12 protein-coding genes are annotated in these 13,618 nt (G+C 68.7%); 9 read left to right on the top strand and 3 right to left on the bottom strand.

Annotation, left to right across the window (positions count from 1 at the left end; translation table 11 throughout):
- Positions 1–34 precede the first annotated feature (34 nt).
- The 6 genes from ACWDZ4_RS12795 (at position 35) to ACWDZ4_RS12770 (ending at position 5,062) form a co-directional block, all read left to right on the top strand.
- A complete protein-coding gene (locus tag ACWDZ4_RS12795; RefSeq protein ID WP_451508505.1) occupies positions 35–850 on the top strand; it encodes an oxidoreductase in 816 nt (271 codons plus the stop codon).
- Between the two features lie 54 nt (positions 851–904).
- Positions 905–1,825, top strand: a complete 921-nt coding sequence (locus tag ACWDZ4_RS12790) for an alpha/beta fold hydrolase (protein WP_451508416.1) — start codon at positions 905–907, stop codon at positions 1,823–1,825.
- A 132-nt stretch (positions 1,826–1,957) separates the two neighbouring features.
- Positions 1,958–2,359 (top strand): PaaI family thioesterase, encoded by a 402-nt coding sequence (locus ACWDZ4_RS12785; protein WP_451508415.1) that lies wholly within the window; start codon positions 1,958–1,960, stop codon positions 2,357–2,359.
- Positions 2,360–2,462: 103 nt separating this feature from the next.
- Complete coding sequence (locus ACWDZ4_RS12780) at positions 2,463–3,161, top strand: SDR family oxidoreductase (protein ID WP_451508414.1); 699 nt, start codon at positions 2,463–2,465, stop codon at positions 3,159–3,161.
- 208 nt (positions 3,162–3,369) lie between these two features.
- The gene (locus ACWDZ4_RS12775; RefSeq protein ID WP_451508413.1) at positions 3,370–4,152 is read left to right on the top strand and encodes an MBL fold metallo-hydrolase; all 783 of its coding nucleotides are present in this window, start codon (positions 3,370–3,372) and stop codon (positions 4,150–4,152) included.
- Between the two features lie 76 nt (positions 4,153–4,228).
- On the top strand, positions 4,229–5,062 hold the full coding sequence (locus ACWDZ4_RS12770; RefSeq protein ID WP_451508412.1) for an enoyl-CoA hydratase/isomerase family protein: 834 nt from the start codon (positions 4,229–4,231) through the stop codon (positions 5,060–5,062).
- A 759-nt stretch (positions 5,063–5,821) separates the two neighbouring features.
- Here the strand turns inward: ACWDZ4_RS12770 and ACWDZ4_RS12765 are convergent.
- The 3 genes from ACWDZ4_RS12765 to ACWDZ4_RS12755 form a co-directional block, all read right to left on the bottom strand.
- Positions 5,822–6,472: a CoA transferase subunit B gene (locus ACWDZ4_RS12765; protein WP_451508411.1), complete on the bottom strand. Its 651-nt coding sequence runs from the start codon at positions 6,470–6,472 to the stop codon at positions 5,822–5,824.
- Entirely contained in the window at positions 6,469–7,227 is a 759-nt protein-coding gene (locus ACWDZ4_RS12760) for a CoA transferase subunit A (RefSeq protein ID WP_451508410.1), read from the bottom strand. Before ACWDZ4_RS12760 ends, ACWDZ4_RS12765 begins: the two co-directional genes overlap by 4 nt.
- Before the next feature lie 187 nt (positions 7,228–7,414).
- The gene (locus tag ACWDZ4_RS12755; RefSeq protein WP_451508409.1) at positions 7,415–8,008 is read right to left on the bottom strand and encodes an esterase/lipase family protein; all 594 of its coding nucleotides are present in this window, start codon (positions 8,006–8,008) and stop codon (positions 7,415–7,417) included.
- A 690-nt stretch (positions 8,009–8,698) separates the two neighbouring features.
- Between ACWDZ4_RS12755 and ACWDZ4_RS12750 the strand changes: the two genes are divergently transcribed.
- The 3 genes from ACWDZ4_RS12750 (at position 8,699) to ACWDZ4_RS12740 (ending at position 13,427) form a co-directional block, all read left to right on the top strand.
- On the top strand, positions 8,699–9,607 hold the full coding sequence (locus ACWDZ4_RS12750) for a 3-hydroxyacyl-CoA dehydrogenase family protein (protein ID WP_451508408.1): 909 nt from the start codon (positions 8,699–8,701) through the stop codon (positions 9,605–9,607).
- A gap of 147 nt (positions 9,608–9,754) precedes the next feature.
- Positions 9,755–11,632, top strand: coding sequence for a helix-turn-helix domain-containing protein (locus ACWDZ4_RS12745; RefSeq protein WP_451508407.1), 1,878 nt, complete (start codon positions 9,755–9,757; stop codon positions 11,630–11,632).
- 136 nt (positions 11,633–11,768) lie between these two features.
- Positions 11,769–13,427, top strand: a complete 1,659-nt coding sequence (locus tag ACWDZ4_RS12740; RefSeq protein WP_451508406.1) for a tannase/feruloyl esterase family alpha/beta hydrolase — start codon at positions 11,769–11,771, stop codon at positions 13,425–13,427.
- Positions 13,428–13,618: the final 191 nt, after the last annotated feature.

The raw sequence follows: 13,618 nt of genomic DNA, 5'->3' as shown, positions 1-13,618 counted from the left end.
CGACCCACGCAATCTCATGAGTCAGGAGCCCATGATGACGACAACACGGCCGGTAGCCCTTGTGACGGGCGCGTCCTCCGGCATCGGGAAAGCAGCCTCCCTCGCCCTGGTCGAAGCGGGATTCGAGGTGATCGGAACGAGCCGCGACACCGCGCGCGTCACTCCGTTCGGGGGTGTGACCTTCCTCGACCTCGACGTCGCCAGTGACCAGTCGGCGGCCACCGTGGTCGGGCGGGTGACTGACCGGTTCGGGCGGATCGACGTCCTGGTCAACAACGCCGGGATCGGCTCGGCGGGCGCCGCCGAGGAGAGCTCCGTGGCCCAGGCGCAGGATGTCTTCGACATCAACGTCTTCGGCGTCATCCGCATGACGAACGCCGTCCTGCCGCACATGCGTGCCCAGGGCAGCGGGCGCGTCATCAACATCTCGTCCATCGTCGGGTTCATGCCACAGCCCTACATGGCGGTGTACGCCGCCTCCAAGCACGCCGTGGAGGGCTACTCGGAGTCCGTCGACCACGAAGTGCGCGAGTACGGCGTGCGGGTGCTGCTCGTCGAACCCGCCTGGACCAGTACCGCGTTCGACGCGAACAGCGCGCGGCCCGACCTGCCGCTGGAGGTCTATGCCAAGCAGCGACGTGTCTTCGAGGAGTACATGGCCAAGGCGGTCAAGGACGGTGACGCCCCCGCTGTCGTCGCCAAGGAGATCGTCGCGGCGGCGACCGATCCCAAGCCGAAGCTGCGCTACGCCGCCGGCGCTCGGACCGGCCGTGTCCACACCATGCGCCGCATGGTCCCCTCCGGCCTGTTCGACCAGCAACTGCGCAAGCTCAACGGGCTGCCCGCCTGACACCCGCGCGCCTATCCCCCGATCGGGCACAGCAGTGAGAGGGCGACATTCGTCATGAGCACGTATCTGGCAGACGCGGCCGGGAACCTCACCGTGGAAGGTCCCTCCGCGACGTTCACCTACCGGCGCATCGGCGTACGGAGCGGCACCCCGCTGGTGCTGCTGAACCGGGTCAGGGGGACCATCGACTGGTGGGACCCGGAGTTCCTGGACCACTTGGCCGCCGACCGCGATGTGATCGTGTTCGACAACGTCGGCACCGGTTACACCACCGGCACTCCGCGTGACTCCGTCGAGGGATTCGCCGACGGCGCCATCGAGTTCATCGAGGCCCTCGGCCTGCCGCAGGTCGACCTGCTCGGCTGGACGCTGGGCGGCACCGTGGCCCAGCACGTGACCTCGCAGCGGCCCGACCTGGTCCGCAAGCTGGTCGTGGCGGCCGCCAGTCCGGGAGGACAGGTGCCGGGCGCGCCCGCTCCGAGCGAGAAGGTGCGGGCCATCATGGCCGAACCCGAGGTCACCGGGGACGACATGGTGTACCTGTTCTTCCCCGAGACGGACACCGGCCGCGCCGCCGGGTACGCGCACCTTGCCAGGGTTTCCACACGGCTGGCCGCCGGTGGGCCCGGTGTGTCCGAGGCGGCGGGGCAGGGCCAGATCGCCGCGATCGGAAAGAACGCGTCGGTTCCCTTCGAACAGGTACGAGCCGGCCTGGAAGCCATCAGGCAGCCCGTCCTCTACGCCACCGGCATCCAGGACGCGATGATCCCCGCACTCGCCTCCTGCACCGCTGTCCAGCACCTCACCAGCGCCACCCTCGTCGCCTACAGCGACGCCGGCCATGCCTTCCTCTTCCAGCACGCCAAGGACTTCGCCACCCAGGTGACCAACTTCCTTGCCGTCGACACAAGCACGGGACGCACCGTGCCGGACGCCGGTGAACCTCGCCCTTTGACCACCCCTGCCGTCTCATGAGGTCAGAATCCATGCCCGGCACCGCGCCTGCGCCTGGCACGGTCCCCGTCCGACGGCCCAGGCCCTCCAGCAGTTGAGCGGCCTGGAGGTGTTGCAGGGGATCGGCAAGGCGAAGCTGCCCGTCCCCCGGCCGTGGAGACGCTGGCGAGCGACCCCGTCCAGGTCGAACCGGACCGCGTCGTGTTCGAGATGACGCTTGCGGAGTGGCACTGCAAACCGCTCGGCACCGTCCATGGCGGCGTGGTGGCGACTGTCGCGGACACCGTGCTCCATCCACAGTCGACTCCCGCGGGTATCGGCTACACCACGCAGGGCACCACCATCGGCTTCCTGCGTCCGGCCACTGTCGACACCGGCCGCATCCGCTGCGAAGGCACCGCCCTCAACGTCGGCCGGCGCACTGCCTGTGCCGCCGCCCCCCTCACCGACCGCCTGCTCACCCACGCCACCACCTGCCAGATCTTCCCCCTCGGCGACCAGCAGCCCAAGGCGAACGGGCGCCACCCCGCCCGGACAACCGACCCGGCCATCTGACCTGTGGCTGCCCAGCCAGGGGCTTCGAACATCGGCCGTCGCCGCTTCGGTCGGCATGCCTGCCCCCATTCACCACCTTGTCCCATGCGTCAGGAGTGCTTCCATGGACCTCTCCACCAGCACCGTCCTCGTCACCGGAGCCAATCGGGGCCTGGGCCGGGCTCTCGCCGCCGAGTTGCTCAGCCGCGGCGCCAGCGTCTACGCAGCCGCCCGCAACCCCGAACAGATCGACCTGCCGGACGCCAAGCCGATCGCGCTCGACATCACCGACCCCGCCTCCGTAGCAGCCGCCGCCCAGGCCACCGGCGACGTGACGGTCCTGATCAACAACGCCGGCATCTCCACCGGCACCAACCTGCTCACCGGCGACCTGGACAACATCGGCCGGGAGATGGACACCCACTTCCACGGCACCCTCTCCGTGGTCCGGGCCTTCGCACCGCAGATCGCGGCGAACGGCGGCGGTGCGATCCTGAACATCCTGTCCGCCATGTCCTGGTACAGCTTCCCGGACTCCGGCGCCTACTGCGCCGCCAAGGCCGCGCAGTGGTCGCTCACCAACACCCTGCGCGTCCAGCTCGCCGACGAGGGCATCCGCGTGGCCGGCCTGCACGTCGGCTACATGGACACCGACATGGCCCGCGCGGCCACCGCACCCAAGCTCGCCCCCACCGAGGTCGCCCGCCTCGCCGCCGACGGCCTCGCCGACGGCGCCTACGAGATCCTCGCGGACGACACCAGCCGCCAGGTCCAGTCCGGGCTGGCCGCAGGCGTCGCCGGGCTCTACCCGCAGCTGCCCTGAACCCGCTGCCCTGAACCCGCTGCCCTGAACCCGCCGCCCGGCACCCGCCGCCGCGACGCGGCCAACGGCCGGGCGCGTCCCGGCGAGTTCGAACGTCCCCGGGCTCCACACAGGTAGTGCCCAGCCCGGCCCATCATCACGCAAACAGCACTAATCGGACGAGGGGGAGCCTCCCGCTCACCGTCCGCTATCCGTCAGGAGTTACACCATGCGCGGCACCATCACCGTCATCGACAAGGGCCGGGTCCGCATCCACAGCTACACCGCCCCCGAGGACGGCCTGGACGTCACCACCCAGCTGATCGAGACGCCGTCGCGGATCATCGCCGTCGACGCCCAGTTCGCCCTGGCGTACGCCGACGAGGCCGCCGCCTACGCCAAAGGGCTCGGCAAGCCGCTCGACCGCCTGATCGTCAGCCACGCGCACCCGGACCACTACCAGGGCGCGGCCCGCTTCGGCGTCACCGTGCACGCCCTGCCGGAGACCACCGCGGAGATCGTCGCCATCGGTGACAAGACCGACCTGCCGACCGGCACCCCGATCCCGGTCGCCGACATGACCCCGACCGTGGAGATCACCCCGGGCACCGAAGTCATCGACGGCATCCCCTTCGTATTCGAGAAGGTCACCGGCGGCGAGATCCACACCACCCTCGTGATCAAGCTGCCCGAGCAAGGCGTCCTGGTCGCCCAGGACGTCGCCTACCACCACACCCACCTGTGGTTCCTCGACAAGGACTTCGACGGCTGGCAGGCCAACGTCGACCACTATGCCGCCCAGAGTGACTACGACACGATCCTGCCCGGCCACGGCGAACCGACCGGCCCGGCCGTCTGGGCCGAACTCACCGGCTACATCAACGCCGGCCGCGCACTGCTCGGCGACGACGGCGACGCCTACAAGAGGGCCATCACCGGGCGTTACCCCACCTACAAGGGCGCGGCCCTCATCGACGTCGCCAACGCCTACATGTTCGGCCCCAAGCGCTGACCCGCCGCCGCCCGGTGACGGCCATGGAAGCAGATCTTCGCCCGCCCGCACCCCCATCTCAGCACGGGAGCACATCATGACGCAGCACAGCATGTTCGGCATCGAGACCGTGACCCCCAAGATCCGCAAGGTCACCTTCTCGAATCCGCCCGTGAACCTCGTCGGCGTGGAAACCGTCACGCAACTGCTCGATGTCGTCGACGAGCTGAGCCAGGACGAGCAGGTTCAGGTCGTCATCTTCAGCAGCAGTACGCCCGGATACTTCTTCAACCACGCCGATCTCGGACAGGTGAGCGAACTCCTGGCGCTGACCGGTGCCGATTCGACTCCGACGTGGATCGACCTCGTCACGCGCCTGACGAACGCCCCGTTCGTCAGTATTGCCTCCATCCGCGGGCGGACGAGGGGTGGAGGGGACGAGATCACCCTGGCCTTCGACCTGCGCTATGCCAGTCTTGAGGAAGCGATCTTCAGCCAGCCCGAGGTCGCGACCGGTCTGGTCCCGGGTGGCGGCGCCGGTGACCGTCTCCCCAGGCTGCTCGGACGGGATCGCGCACTCGAAGCGATCCTGACCAGCCAGGATTACGACGCAGAACGGGCCGAGCACTACGGGTGGGTGACCCGAGCCGTCGCCGACGCCGAACTCGACGACTTCGTGAACGGCGTGGCAGCCCGTATCGCATCGTTCGACAAGCCGGCCGTCATGGGCGCCAAGGCCCAGATCAACCGGGCCACCCTGCCACCGGAGGCGGACCTGCGAGCATCCTGGGCGCAATTCGCACAAGCGGTCGCGTGGCCGGGATTCCAGGCCCGCATGCCACAGTTCGGCGCGCTCATCGCCGAGACCGGTCTCGACGAGGTCGAGCGAAACCTGGGCCACTACCTCGGGGCTGCACATCAGCAGGCGTAGTCACCACCTGCGCACGACGGTTCCGCCGCCCGGCCTCCCGCCGAACGCCGACACCGCCGGCAGAGCCGCGGGCCCGGGCCGGGCGGGTGACAACCCATCACCTGTCCGTGTCCGTCCGGTGGTGCCCGACCCGGCCGTCTGGCGTCACCACGACCCACCTCGCCCCACCAGCTGACACCACACGCGTCATCACGCTTCCCGAGTCCCCGCCAGGAGGAGAACCGTGCAAGGCACCCTCACGGTCATCGACTCGGGAGGCGTCAGTGGGGCAAGTTGAAAAACACCTACTCCAGGGAATGCTCACCAACGTCCCAGAGCTGCGAGATGAATTCACCGTTGCCTTGGTGGTCGGACACGCTCTCACTCACCGTGAACTGACGGCATTGTGAAGATCAACCGTGCCCGAGGTCAGCTCGTCGTCCACCGCCCAGCGCCGTGACTACTGCGTCTACCTCGACGAGTGGCCGCACAGTTGTCCGTAGCCTGCTCGAGGAACGCCACCGCAGCCGGCCCACCACAGCGAGTCCCTGTTCCATCGTCCGCAGAGTGTCCGCCGACGATGAGGGCTGCCCGAGGGCCGGCGCGGGGGCCTCCGAGTCCGTACGTCCACGCGCCCGGAGCAGCGCCGACCAGGGCGGGTGCCTCCACCTGCACCGGACCACTCGGCAACGTCTTCACGGCGAAGGCTGACGGGAGGAAGCCTCCCACGGCGCCAGGAGGCCCGCGCGTGATCGGCCGGTCAACCGCGCCTGCCTGTCTTCAGCAGGCAGCGGAGACGTGGTCGAGGAGTACGGGTGCGGCTGTGCTGTTGATGATGTCTTCGATGGTGGTACCTGGGGCGGTTTCTACTAGGGCCAGGCCGTTTTCCGTCACGTCGAGGACGCCGAGGTCGGTGATGATGCGGTGGACGCACCGTCTGCCGGTGAGGGGCAGCGCGCACGTTTCGAGGATTTTCGGGCTGCCGCCCTTGGCGGTGTGGTCCATGAGCACGATGACGTGGCGCGCCCCGTGCACCAGGTCCATGGCACCGCCCATGCCTTTGACCGTCTTTCCGGGGATCATCCAGTTGGCGAGGTCGCCATGCGCGGAGACCTGCATGGCGCCCAGGACGGCGGTGTCGATGTGGCCGCCGCGGATCATGCCGAAGGACAGGGCCGAGTCGAAGAAGGCGGCCCCGGGCAGGACGGTGACGGTCTCCTTGCCGGCGTTGATCAGGTCGGGGTCGACCTCGTCTTCGTGCGGGTAGGGGCCGGTGCCCAGGATGCCGTTCTCCGAGTGCAGGACGACGTGCACCCCGGGCGGAAGGTGACCGGGGATCAGGGTGGGCAGGCCGATGCCGAGGTTGACGTAGGAGCCGTCGGTGAGTCCGGCGGCGGCTCGGGCGGCCATCTGCTCGCGGGTCCAGGTCATCGGGAATGCACCGTCCTTTTCTCGATCGGCTTGTCGGCCGCCTGAGCAGGGGTGAGGTGTACGACGCGTTGGACGAAAATGCCCGGCACGTGGATGTGGTCGGCGACCAGTTCGCCGGGTTCGACCAGTTCCTCGACCTCGGCGATCGTGATCTGGCCGGCCATGGCCGCGAGCGGGTTGAAGTTGGCGGCGGCCCGGCGGAAGACGAGGTTGCCGTGGTGGTCGCCGCGCCAGGCCCGGACGAGGGCGTAGTCGGTGGTGATGGCGTGCTCCAGGACGTGCGTGCGCCCGGCGAAGACCCGGGTTTCCTTGGGCGGAGAGGCGATGGCGGTTGTTCCGTCGGGCGCGTAGCGCCAGGGCAGTCCGCCGGCGGCGACCTGTGTGCCCACTCCCGCCGGGGTGTAGAAGGCCGGAATACCCGCGCCGCCGGACCGCAGTCGCTCGGCGAGCGTTCCCTGGGGCACCAGTTCCACCTCCAGTTCCCCGCTCAGATACTGGCGGGCGAACTCCTTGTTCTCACCGACGTAGGAGCCGGTGACGCGGGATATGCGGCCTGAGCCCAACAGGATCCCCAGGCCGCGCCCGTCCACGCCGCAGTTGTTGGAGACCACTTCGAGGTCATCGGCGCCCTGCTCATGGAGCGCCCGGATGAGTGTGTCGGGTACGCCGCTGAGGCCGAACCCGCCGACGGCCAGAGTCGCTCCGGCAGGGATGTCGGCCACTGCTCGCGTGGCCGAAGCCATCGTCTTGTTCATGGAAGAGAAGAGGCCCTTCGTGTGCGGTGCGCCGCGGACCGGCTGCAGAAACGTTCGCTGCACTGGTCCACCGGGGAGGGCGCGTAAGCCAGGGTCGCGTGAAGTCGCGGCGGGGCCGGCCGTGCCGGGCGCCGCCGAGTGCGGCGCCCGGCACGGCCGGTGGACGTTCTCGTCCCAACCGGTGGGGTCAGGCGTTTTCGTGTGCGGTGATGAAGGAACGCATCTTCGCCAGCGCCGTGGCGTTGGAGACGATCATCAAGTGGTTGGGTGCCATCGGCCCGCTCATGAGGTAGTTCTCGTCCGCGCCAGCCAGCATCGCGGTGTCGACGGGTATGGCGTTGTAGTCCGCGGTCGACCTGATCGTGAGGTAGCCGATCCTGTCGTTGAAGGGGACCTCGGAGGGGCTGTTCAGTGCCTTGAGGAAGGGGGTGTTCGGGGAGGCGAACTGCTGGCAGGACACGTACCACTGGCAGCCGTTGTTGGTGGTGCCGTGCTGGGGTCCGGCGAAGCCGATGTACTGGGAGACCTTGTCGGCGCCGTCCAGGTTCTTGATGTAGTACCGGGCGGCCAGGGTGGAGGCGGACCACGTGGCGAGGACGACCTTGTCGGCTCCGGTCTGGCTGCGGACCTGGTCGACCTTGGCCGAGAGCTGCTGGGCGGCCTTGGCCAGGTCCTGCGTCATCGAGCTGCTGTCGGTCCAGGTGAACAGCCTGCCCGCGGGCCAGCCGTTGGCCTGGAGGTCGGACTTCATGGTGTTCATGCTGGACGGTGTGCCGGTCATGCCCGGGATCATGATCACGGGGTCGTGTCCGGCAGCGGCGGGGGCCGACTGGGGCGCTGCGCTGGATGCCTGGGAAGCCAGGCCCAGCAGGCTTGTGGCCAGCAGGGCCGCGATGGAGGCGCTGAGCAGCCGCCGCGCACGGGCTGGTCGCCGATTGCCTGTGCGCGTCGATGGGGTCCCGCTGGGCCTCGTGGATGCAAACAGCATGGAGATGCTCCTTACCCGTCGTGCAGTCACCGAGCGCTGATGTTGCGGCTCGCACTCAGCAGGACGCCGACAGGGGGTTGTGGGGTGGTGTGACACAGAGCACGCTAGAACCTCCTGCCGCAGCAGTCAGATGGCCACAGCGCACGTCTTTCGCCCCCCCGCAGTGTCCGCTCCAGCCATTACGTCTCGGCCGCACTGGCCGGGATGCGCGCGCCCGCCGGCGCCTGGGTCGCGCGGGCGCGCCGAGTATGCGCTCTGCACACGTCTAGCGCTCCGCGTATGTGCGCCGCTCCTCTCGTAGCGCCTGACGGGGGCGGCATACCGTCATAGCGACTCGGCGGGGCTGCCATCGACCGAGCCGTGTGGACCACGTTCTGCAGCTTCAGCCTCCGCCTGCTGTGCGCCTCGCCATGCATCTCCAGCTCTCAGAGCCGCGAGGGCGCACGTCACCGCATACATCCGCCCAGCTCTTGGAGGACAGAAATGACCCGGTTCGGAATCATCGGCGGCGGGCTCATGGGGCACGGGATCGCTGTTGCTCTGGCTCAGGCAGGGCACCGTGTCATCGTGTACGACGCGGACCGCGCGATCCTGGCATCACTCGACGAGCGCATCGTGCGGGCCCTCGAACGCTGCGACATGCCGACGGGCGATGTCGGGCTGGTCACCGCACGTGTCACAGCAGCGAGAACTCTGTCGGACCTGGTGCTACGCGTGGATGTGGTGATCGAAGCCGTCCCCGAGCGTCTCGACGTCAAGCATCAGGTCCTGGAGGCGCTGGAAGCGAAGATTCCGGCCGTGATGCCGGTGTGGTCCAACACCTCGGTGCTCTCGCTCACCGAGGTGGCCGAAGACATGCGGCACCCGCAGCGGCTGGTGGGAGTGCACTGGTGGAATCCGCCCTATGTCATTCCGCTGGTCGAGGTCGCCCCGGGCGCGGAGACGGACCACCGGTTCGTGCAGGAGGCGTGCGACATGCTGAACGGGATGGGCAAGACGACGGTGCGCCTGCACCGCGATGTCCCGGGATTCATCGGCAACCGGCTCCAGTTCGCGCTGGTACGGGAGGCACTGCATCTGTTGGAGCAGGACGTCTGCGACCCGGTGACGATCGACACGGTCATGCGGACGAGCCTGGGTCTGCGCTGGTCGGCCGTGGGCCCCATGGAGAACGCGGATTTCATCGGACTGGACTTGACCAGGAACATCCTCGACAGCCTGGCGCCCCACTTGTCAGCTGCGGTCACGTTCCCCGCGCTCGACACATTCCTTGACGCCGGACATCGAGGCCGCGTCTCCGGAGGCGGGCTGCTGACCTGGCCGGCCGGACGGGGCGAAGAAGTGGCACAGCGCCTGGATAGCGGCATCCGCCGCAATCTCGTCGAACCGTAAGGGCCCATGCCAGCCCCAGGGGTTCCGGAGAGGCCGGCGAGCACGGCAATGAGGAAAAGCGGCTCGATCAATTGCCGCTGCGGTGCCTCGGCCGCGACGCGGCGCCATACTTGCCGGGCGCCAGGAGCACGGCTCGACGGAGGACCGATGGCACACACGTACGGCATGTCGTTCCTGAAATTGCTGCTCAACGACACCGACATCGACGCCTTCGACGAGGTGTCGGCACTGGCCCGCGCCGCAGGGGAGACGGCCGACCGGCTCGCCATGCTGGAGGAGGAGCGAGCGATCGCGCTGCGTCTGCGGGAAAGGCTTCTGCGCCACCGCCGTAACGAGGCGGAGCTCCAGCTGCTCAACGACACCGCGAACGACCTGGCCTCCCTGCGGGATCTGGACTCCATCCTCCAGGCGATCGCCGACCGGGCCCGGCGGCTGCTGGACTGCGACCTCGCCTACATCAGCCTCAGCGACCGCTGCCGCGGCGACAGCTACATCAAAGCGGCAGCCGGCAACATCTCCGGCCTGCTGCGTGAACTGCGGCTGCCCGTCGGGAGCGGCGTCGGAGGGATCGTCGCGCGGACCGGTGAACCCTACGCCGTCGCCGCCTACCTCACCGACGAATCCTTCGCCCACACTGCCGAGATCGACAAAACCGTCGCCGCCGAGCGGATCGAGTCCCTGTTGGGTGTGCCGGTCAAACTCAATCAAGAGGTGATCGGGGTCCTGCTGGCCGCACACCGCAGTCAGCACGAATTCAGCAGCCGTGACATCGGTGTTCTGATGATGCTCGGCTCGCATGCGGCCGTGGCGATCGAGAACAGCCGCCTGCTGAGTGCCGCTCAGGAGGCGGTATCGGAGCTGCGGGTCGCCAACGACACGATCAGTTCCCACATGGCGGACCTGGAACGCACTGCAGAGGTCCATGAACGCCTTACCCGCCTGGTCATCCAGGGCAACGGCGTCGACGAAGTCGTACAGGCGACCGCGACCGCGGTCTCCGGCACGGTGGTCGTTCTCGACGAGGAGGGCAACATCGTGGCCCGGTCCTGCAGTCAGGACGCGGTGCCGGCCGACGAACTCGGCCGGCTCAGCGCGAACGCCTGGCAGGCCGGACACACCGTGATCCGCACGACGCGGTGCGCCGTTCCCCTGATCACCGAGTCCGAGCCCCTGGGCACGATCATCCTGAGCGCCACCGCACCGATCAATGCCACCGACCGGCGCATCCTGGAGCGCGCCGCACTGGTGGCCTCCCTCGTACTCGTCACCCGCAGACGCATGGCGGAGGCCGAAGCCCGCATACGCGGCGAACTGCTGGGCGACCTGCTCGCCGCGCACAACAAGGACTACGACCTCCTGCGGCACCGGGCCGCCCTGCTTGGCGTCGATCTCACCACCTGCCGCATCGTCGTGGTGGCCCGGGTCGATGACGAACCACGCGAGCGGGTCTACGCCGCCGCCGCGGCCATCGCCCGGCGCTCCCACGGCCTGGCGACCTTCCAGCGCGACACGGTCGTCCTGCTGCTGCCAGGAGATGACCCCCAGGCCGTGGCGTGTCACGCCGTCGATGAACTCTCGCGGGCCTCACGCCACCCCGTCACCGCCGGCACCGCGCGAGCCTCGGACATCACCAGCATCGCCGCTGCCTTCCGCGAGGCGGACAACTGCCTGCACGCCCTGGTCGCCCTTGGCAGGACCGGCGAGATCGCCGACACCCGCGGACTCGGATTTGTCGGAGCCCTCTTCAGCGGTGAGCCGGCCACTGCCTCCTTCATCGAATCTGTCATCGGCCCGGTCATCGACTACGACCGCACGCACCACTCCGACCTGGTACACACACTCGACACGTACTGCCGCACGGGCCAGCACGCCCGCAACACGGCACACCTGCTGCACCTGCACGTGAACACCGTCTCCCAACGCCTGGGCCGGATGAGCCAGCTCCTCGGAGCCACCTGGCGCGACCCGGAACGGCTCCTGGAGATTCAGGTCGCCCTGCGGCTGCTGAAAGTCAGCAAGCCCTAGCTAGCACAGCAGCACAGCCTCCGCGCCCAGCACACCTCGCAGACAGCCCACGTGTGCGCCCAGCCCGTACCGTCCCCGGCGGCACGCTTCGTAACCTGTGCGCCTCGCGACACGAGGCACAAGCGACGGAGACGCCATGAAGAAAACCATCGCCGCGACAGGACTCGTCAGCGCTCTGGTCAGCGGCACGCTCCTGTTCCCGGCACACGCCGCCCAGAGACCGGCCGACTGCAGCGACCTGCGCGGCCTGCAGATACCCGCCTCAGTGATCGGGCTGCCCACCACGGGCGGCGAGGTGAGCGCAGCGAACACCATCGCGCCGACCGGCAGCGGAACCTCGGCGACCGGCGCGTACTGCCGCGTCGACGCCGTCATCCACCCCCGGGACCCTCAGGCTCCCGACATCACCCTGCGCGTCGCCCTGCCTCAGCAGTGGAACGAAAAGACGATGATGTTCGGCGGTGGAGGCTACGACGGCACCATCCCCGATGTCACGGGCAACGTCCCCTTCGGCCCGACCGACCGGCCGCGCCCGCTCAGCCGCGGCTACACCATCTACGCCAGCGACTCCGGCCATCAGGCGGCGCCGGACTTCAAACCGGCCACCTCTCTGGATGGCTCCTTCGGCGTCAACGACGAAGCCGTGTACAACTTCGCCGGCGACGCACTGAAGAAGACCCGTGACGCCGCGCGTTTCATCATCCGCACGCACTACGGCGCCGCCCCCGCCCACAGCTACTTCGCCGGCGGCTCCAGCGGTGGACGCGAAGCACTCGCCGTCGCCCAGCGATGGCCCGCCGACTTCGACGGCGTCATCGCCACCTACCCCGCCTGGAACGCCGCCGGCCTCAACCTGTTCTTCGGCTACGAAGCCCAGATCCTCTCCCGCCCCGGGGCCTTCCTCAACCCGGCCGAACAGGACCTGCTGTACCGCGGCGTCATCAGCGCCTGTGACGGTGACGACGGCCTGCGCGACGGCGTCATCTCCAACGAATCAGGCTGCCGCTTCCAGCCCCGCACCCTGCGCTGCCCGGGTGGCAAGGACGCCGCGGACACCTGCCTGTCGGACCACCAGATCCACGCCGCTGAAGCGCTCTCCTCTCCACTGCGGTGGAAATACCGCCTGGCCAGCGGCGAAACCGGCTACCCGGGCTTCCCCTTCCTCTCCGGCGCCGACATGACCACCCCACTGCTCGGCATGGGTGTCCGCGCCCCCGGCCACCCGATGCCGAAGGACAGCGGCTACGGCGTCCAGTTCTGGGACCAGTGGGTGAGGTACTTCGTCACCCGCAACCCGGCACACGACTCACTGGCCGTGGACCCCCGCCGCCCCGGCGCCTGGCAGCAACGCATCAGCCGCCTCTCCGCCCTGCAGGACGTCAACGACCCCGACCTGCGCCGCTTCGCCCAGGCAGGTGGAAAGCTCCTTGTCCTGCACGGCACCGCCGACGAACTCGTCAGCCACCGCTCCACCATCGAATACTTCCAGCGCGTCCAAAAGCTCATGGGCCCACACGCCACCCGCGGCTTCGCCCGGCTCTATCTCATTCCCGGCGCCAACCACGTCAACGTGGGCGCATCCTTCGCGGCAAGCTACGACTCACTGAGCGCACTGGAAAGCTGGGCAGAAGACAGCAAGGCGCCCTCACGGCCTGTCGTCACCGACACCAGCCCCGCCGGCAACGCCCGTACCCGGCCTCTGTGCGCCTACCCCTCCTGGCCGAAATACCGCGGCCACGGCAATCCCGCCTCCGCACACAGCTTCACCTGTCACAGCGCGCTGCCACGCACCTGATACGGCCTCAGGCGGCCCCTGCCCCCCCGGGGCCGTTCAGCAACACAGGGAGCGCACAGGGGCCACGCACGGTCCGGTATGGCTGCGGTGAGGACATCCCCCGCAGGATCAGTGTCCGCCCCGCACATAACGGATTGCGGGCCGGGGATCCCACTCTGGTGCAGGACCGCACCAACTCAGCCACCGTCACG

The organism is Streptomyces sp. NPDC003016 (genome assembly GCF_053591455.1).
The sequence above is the reverse complement of the archived record's forward strand: the minus strand, read 5'-3'. Positions and strand labels throughout refer to the sequence as shown.

Bases quoted from the DNA above. Each gene is read 5' to 3' on its own strand.
- ACWDZ4_RS12750 (WP_451508408.1), top strand. From the start codon at position 8,699: ATGACCCGGTTCGGAATCATCGGCGGCGGGCTCATGGGGCACGGGATC.
- ACWDZ4_RS12745 (WP_451508407.1), top strand. From the start codon at position 9,755: ATGGCACACACGTACGGCATGTCGTTCCTGAAATTGCTGCTCAACGAC.
- ACWDZ4_RS12755 (WP_451508409.1), bottom strand. From the start codon at position 8,008: ATGACCGGCACACCGTCCAGCATGAACACCATGAAGTCCGACCTCCAG.
- ACWDZ4_RS12760 (WP_451508410.1), bottom strand. From the start codon at position 7,227: ATGAACAAGACGATGGCTTCGGCCACGCGAGCAGTGGCCGACATCCCT.
- ACWDZ4_RS12765 (WP_451508411.1), bottom strand. From the start codon at position 6,472: ATGACCTGGACCCGCGAGCAGATGGCCGCCCGAGCCGCCGCCGGACTC.
- ACWDZ4_RS12775 (WP_451508413.1), top strand. From the start codon at position 3,370: ATGCGCGGCACCATCACCGTCATCGACAAGGGCCGGGTCCGCATCCAC.
- ACWDZ4_RS12740 (WP_451508406.1), top strand. From the start codon at position 11,769: ATGAAGAAAACCATCGCCGCGACAGGACTCGTCAGCGCTCTGGTCAGC.
- ACWDZ4_RS12795 (WP_451508505.1), top strand. From the start codon at position 35: ATGACGACAACACGGCCGGTAGCCCTTGTGACGGGCGCGTCCTCCGGC.
- ACWDZ4_RS12790 (WP_451508416.1), top strand. From the start codon at position 905: ATGAGCACGTATCTGGCAGACGCGGCCGGGAACCTCACCGTGGAAGGT.
- ACWDZ4_RS12780 (WP_451508414.1), top strand. From the start codon at position 2,463: ATGGACCTCTCCACCAGCACCGTCCTCGTCACCGGAGCCAATCGGGGC.
- ACWDZ4_RS12770 (WP_451508412.1), top strand. From the start codon at position 4,229: ATGACGCAGCACAGCATGTTCGGCATCGAGACCGTGACCCCCAAGATC.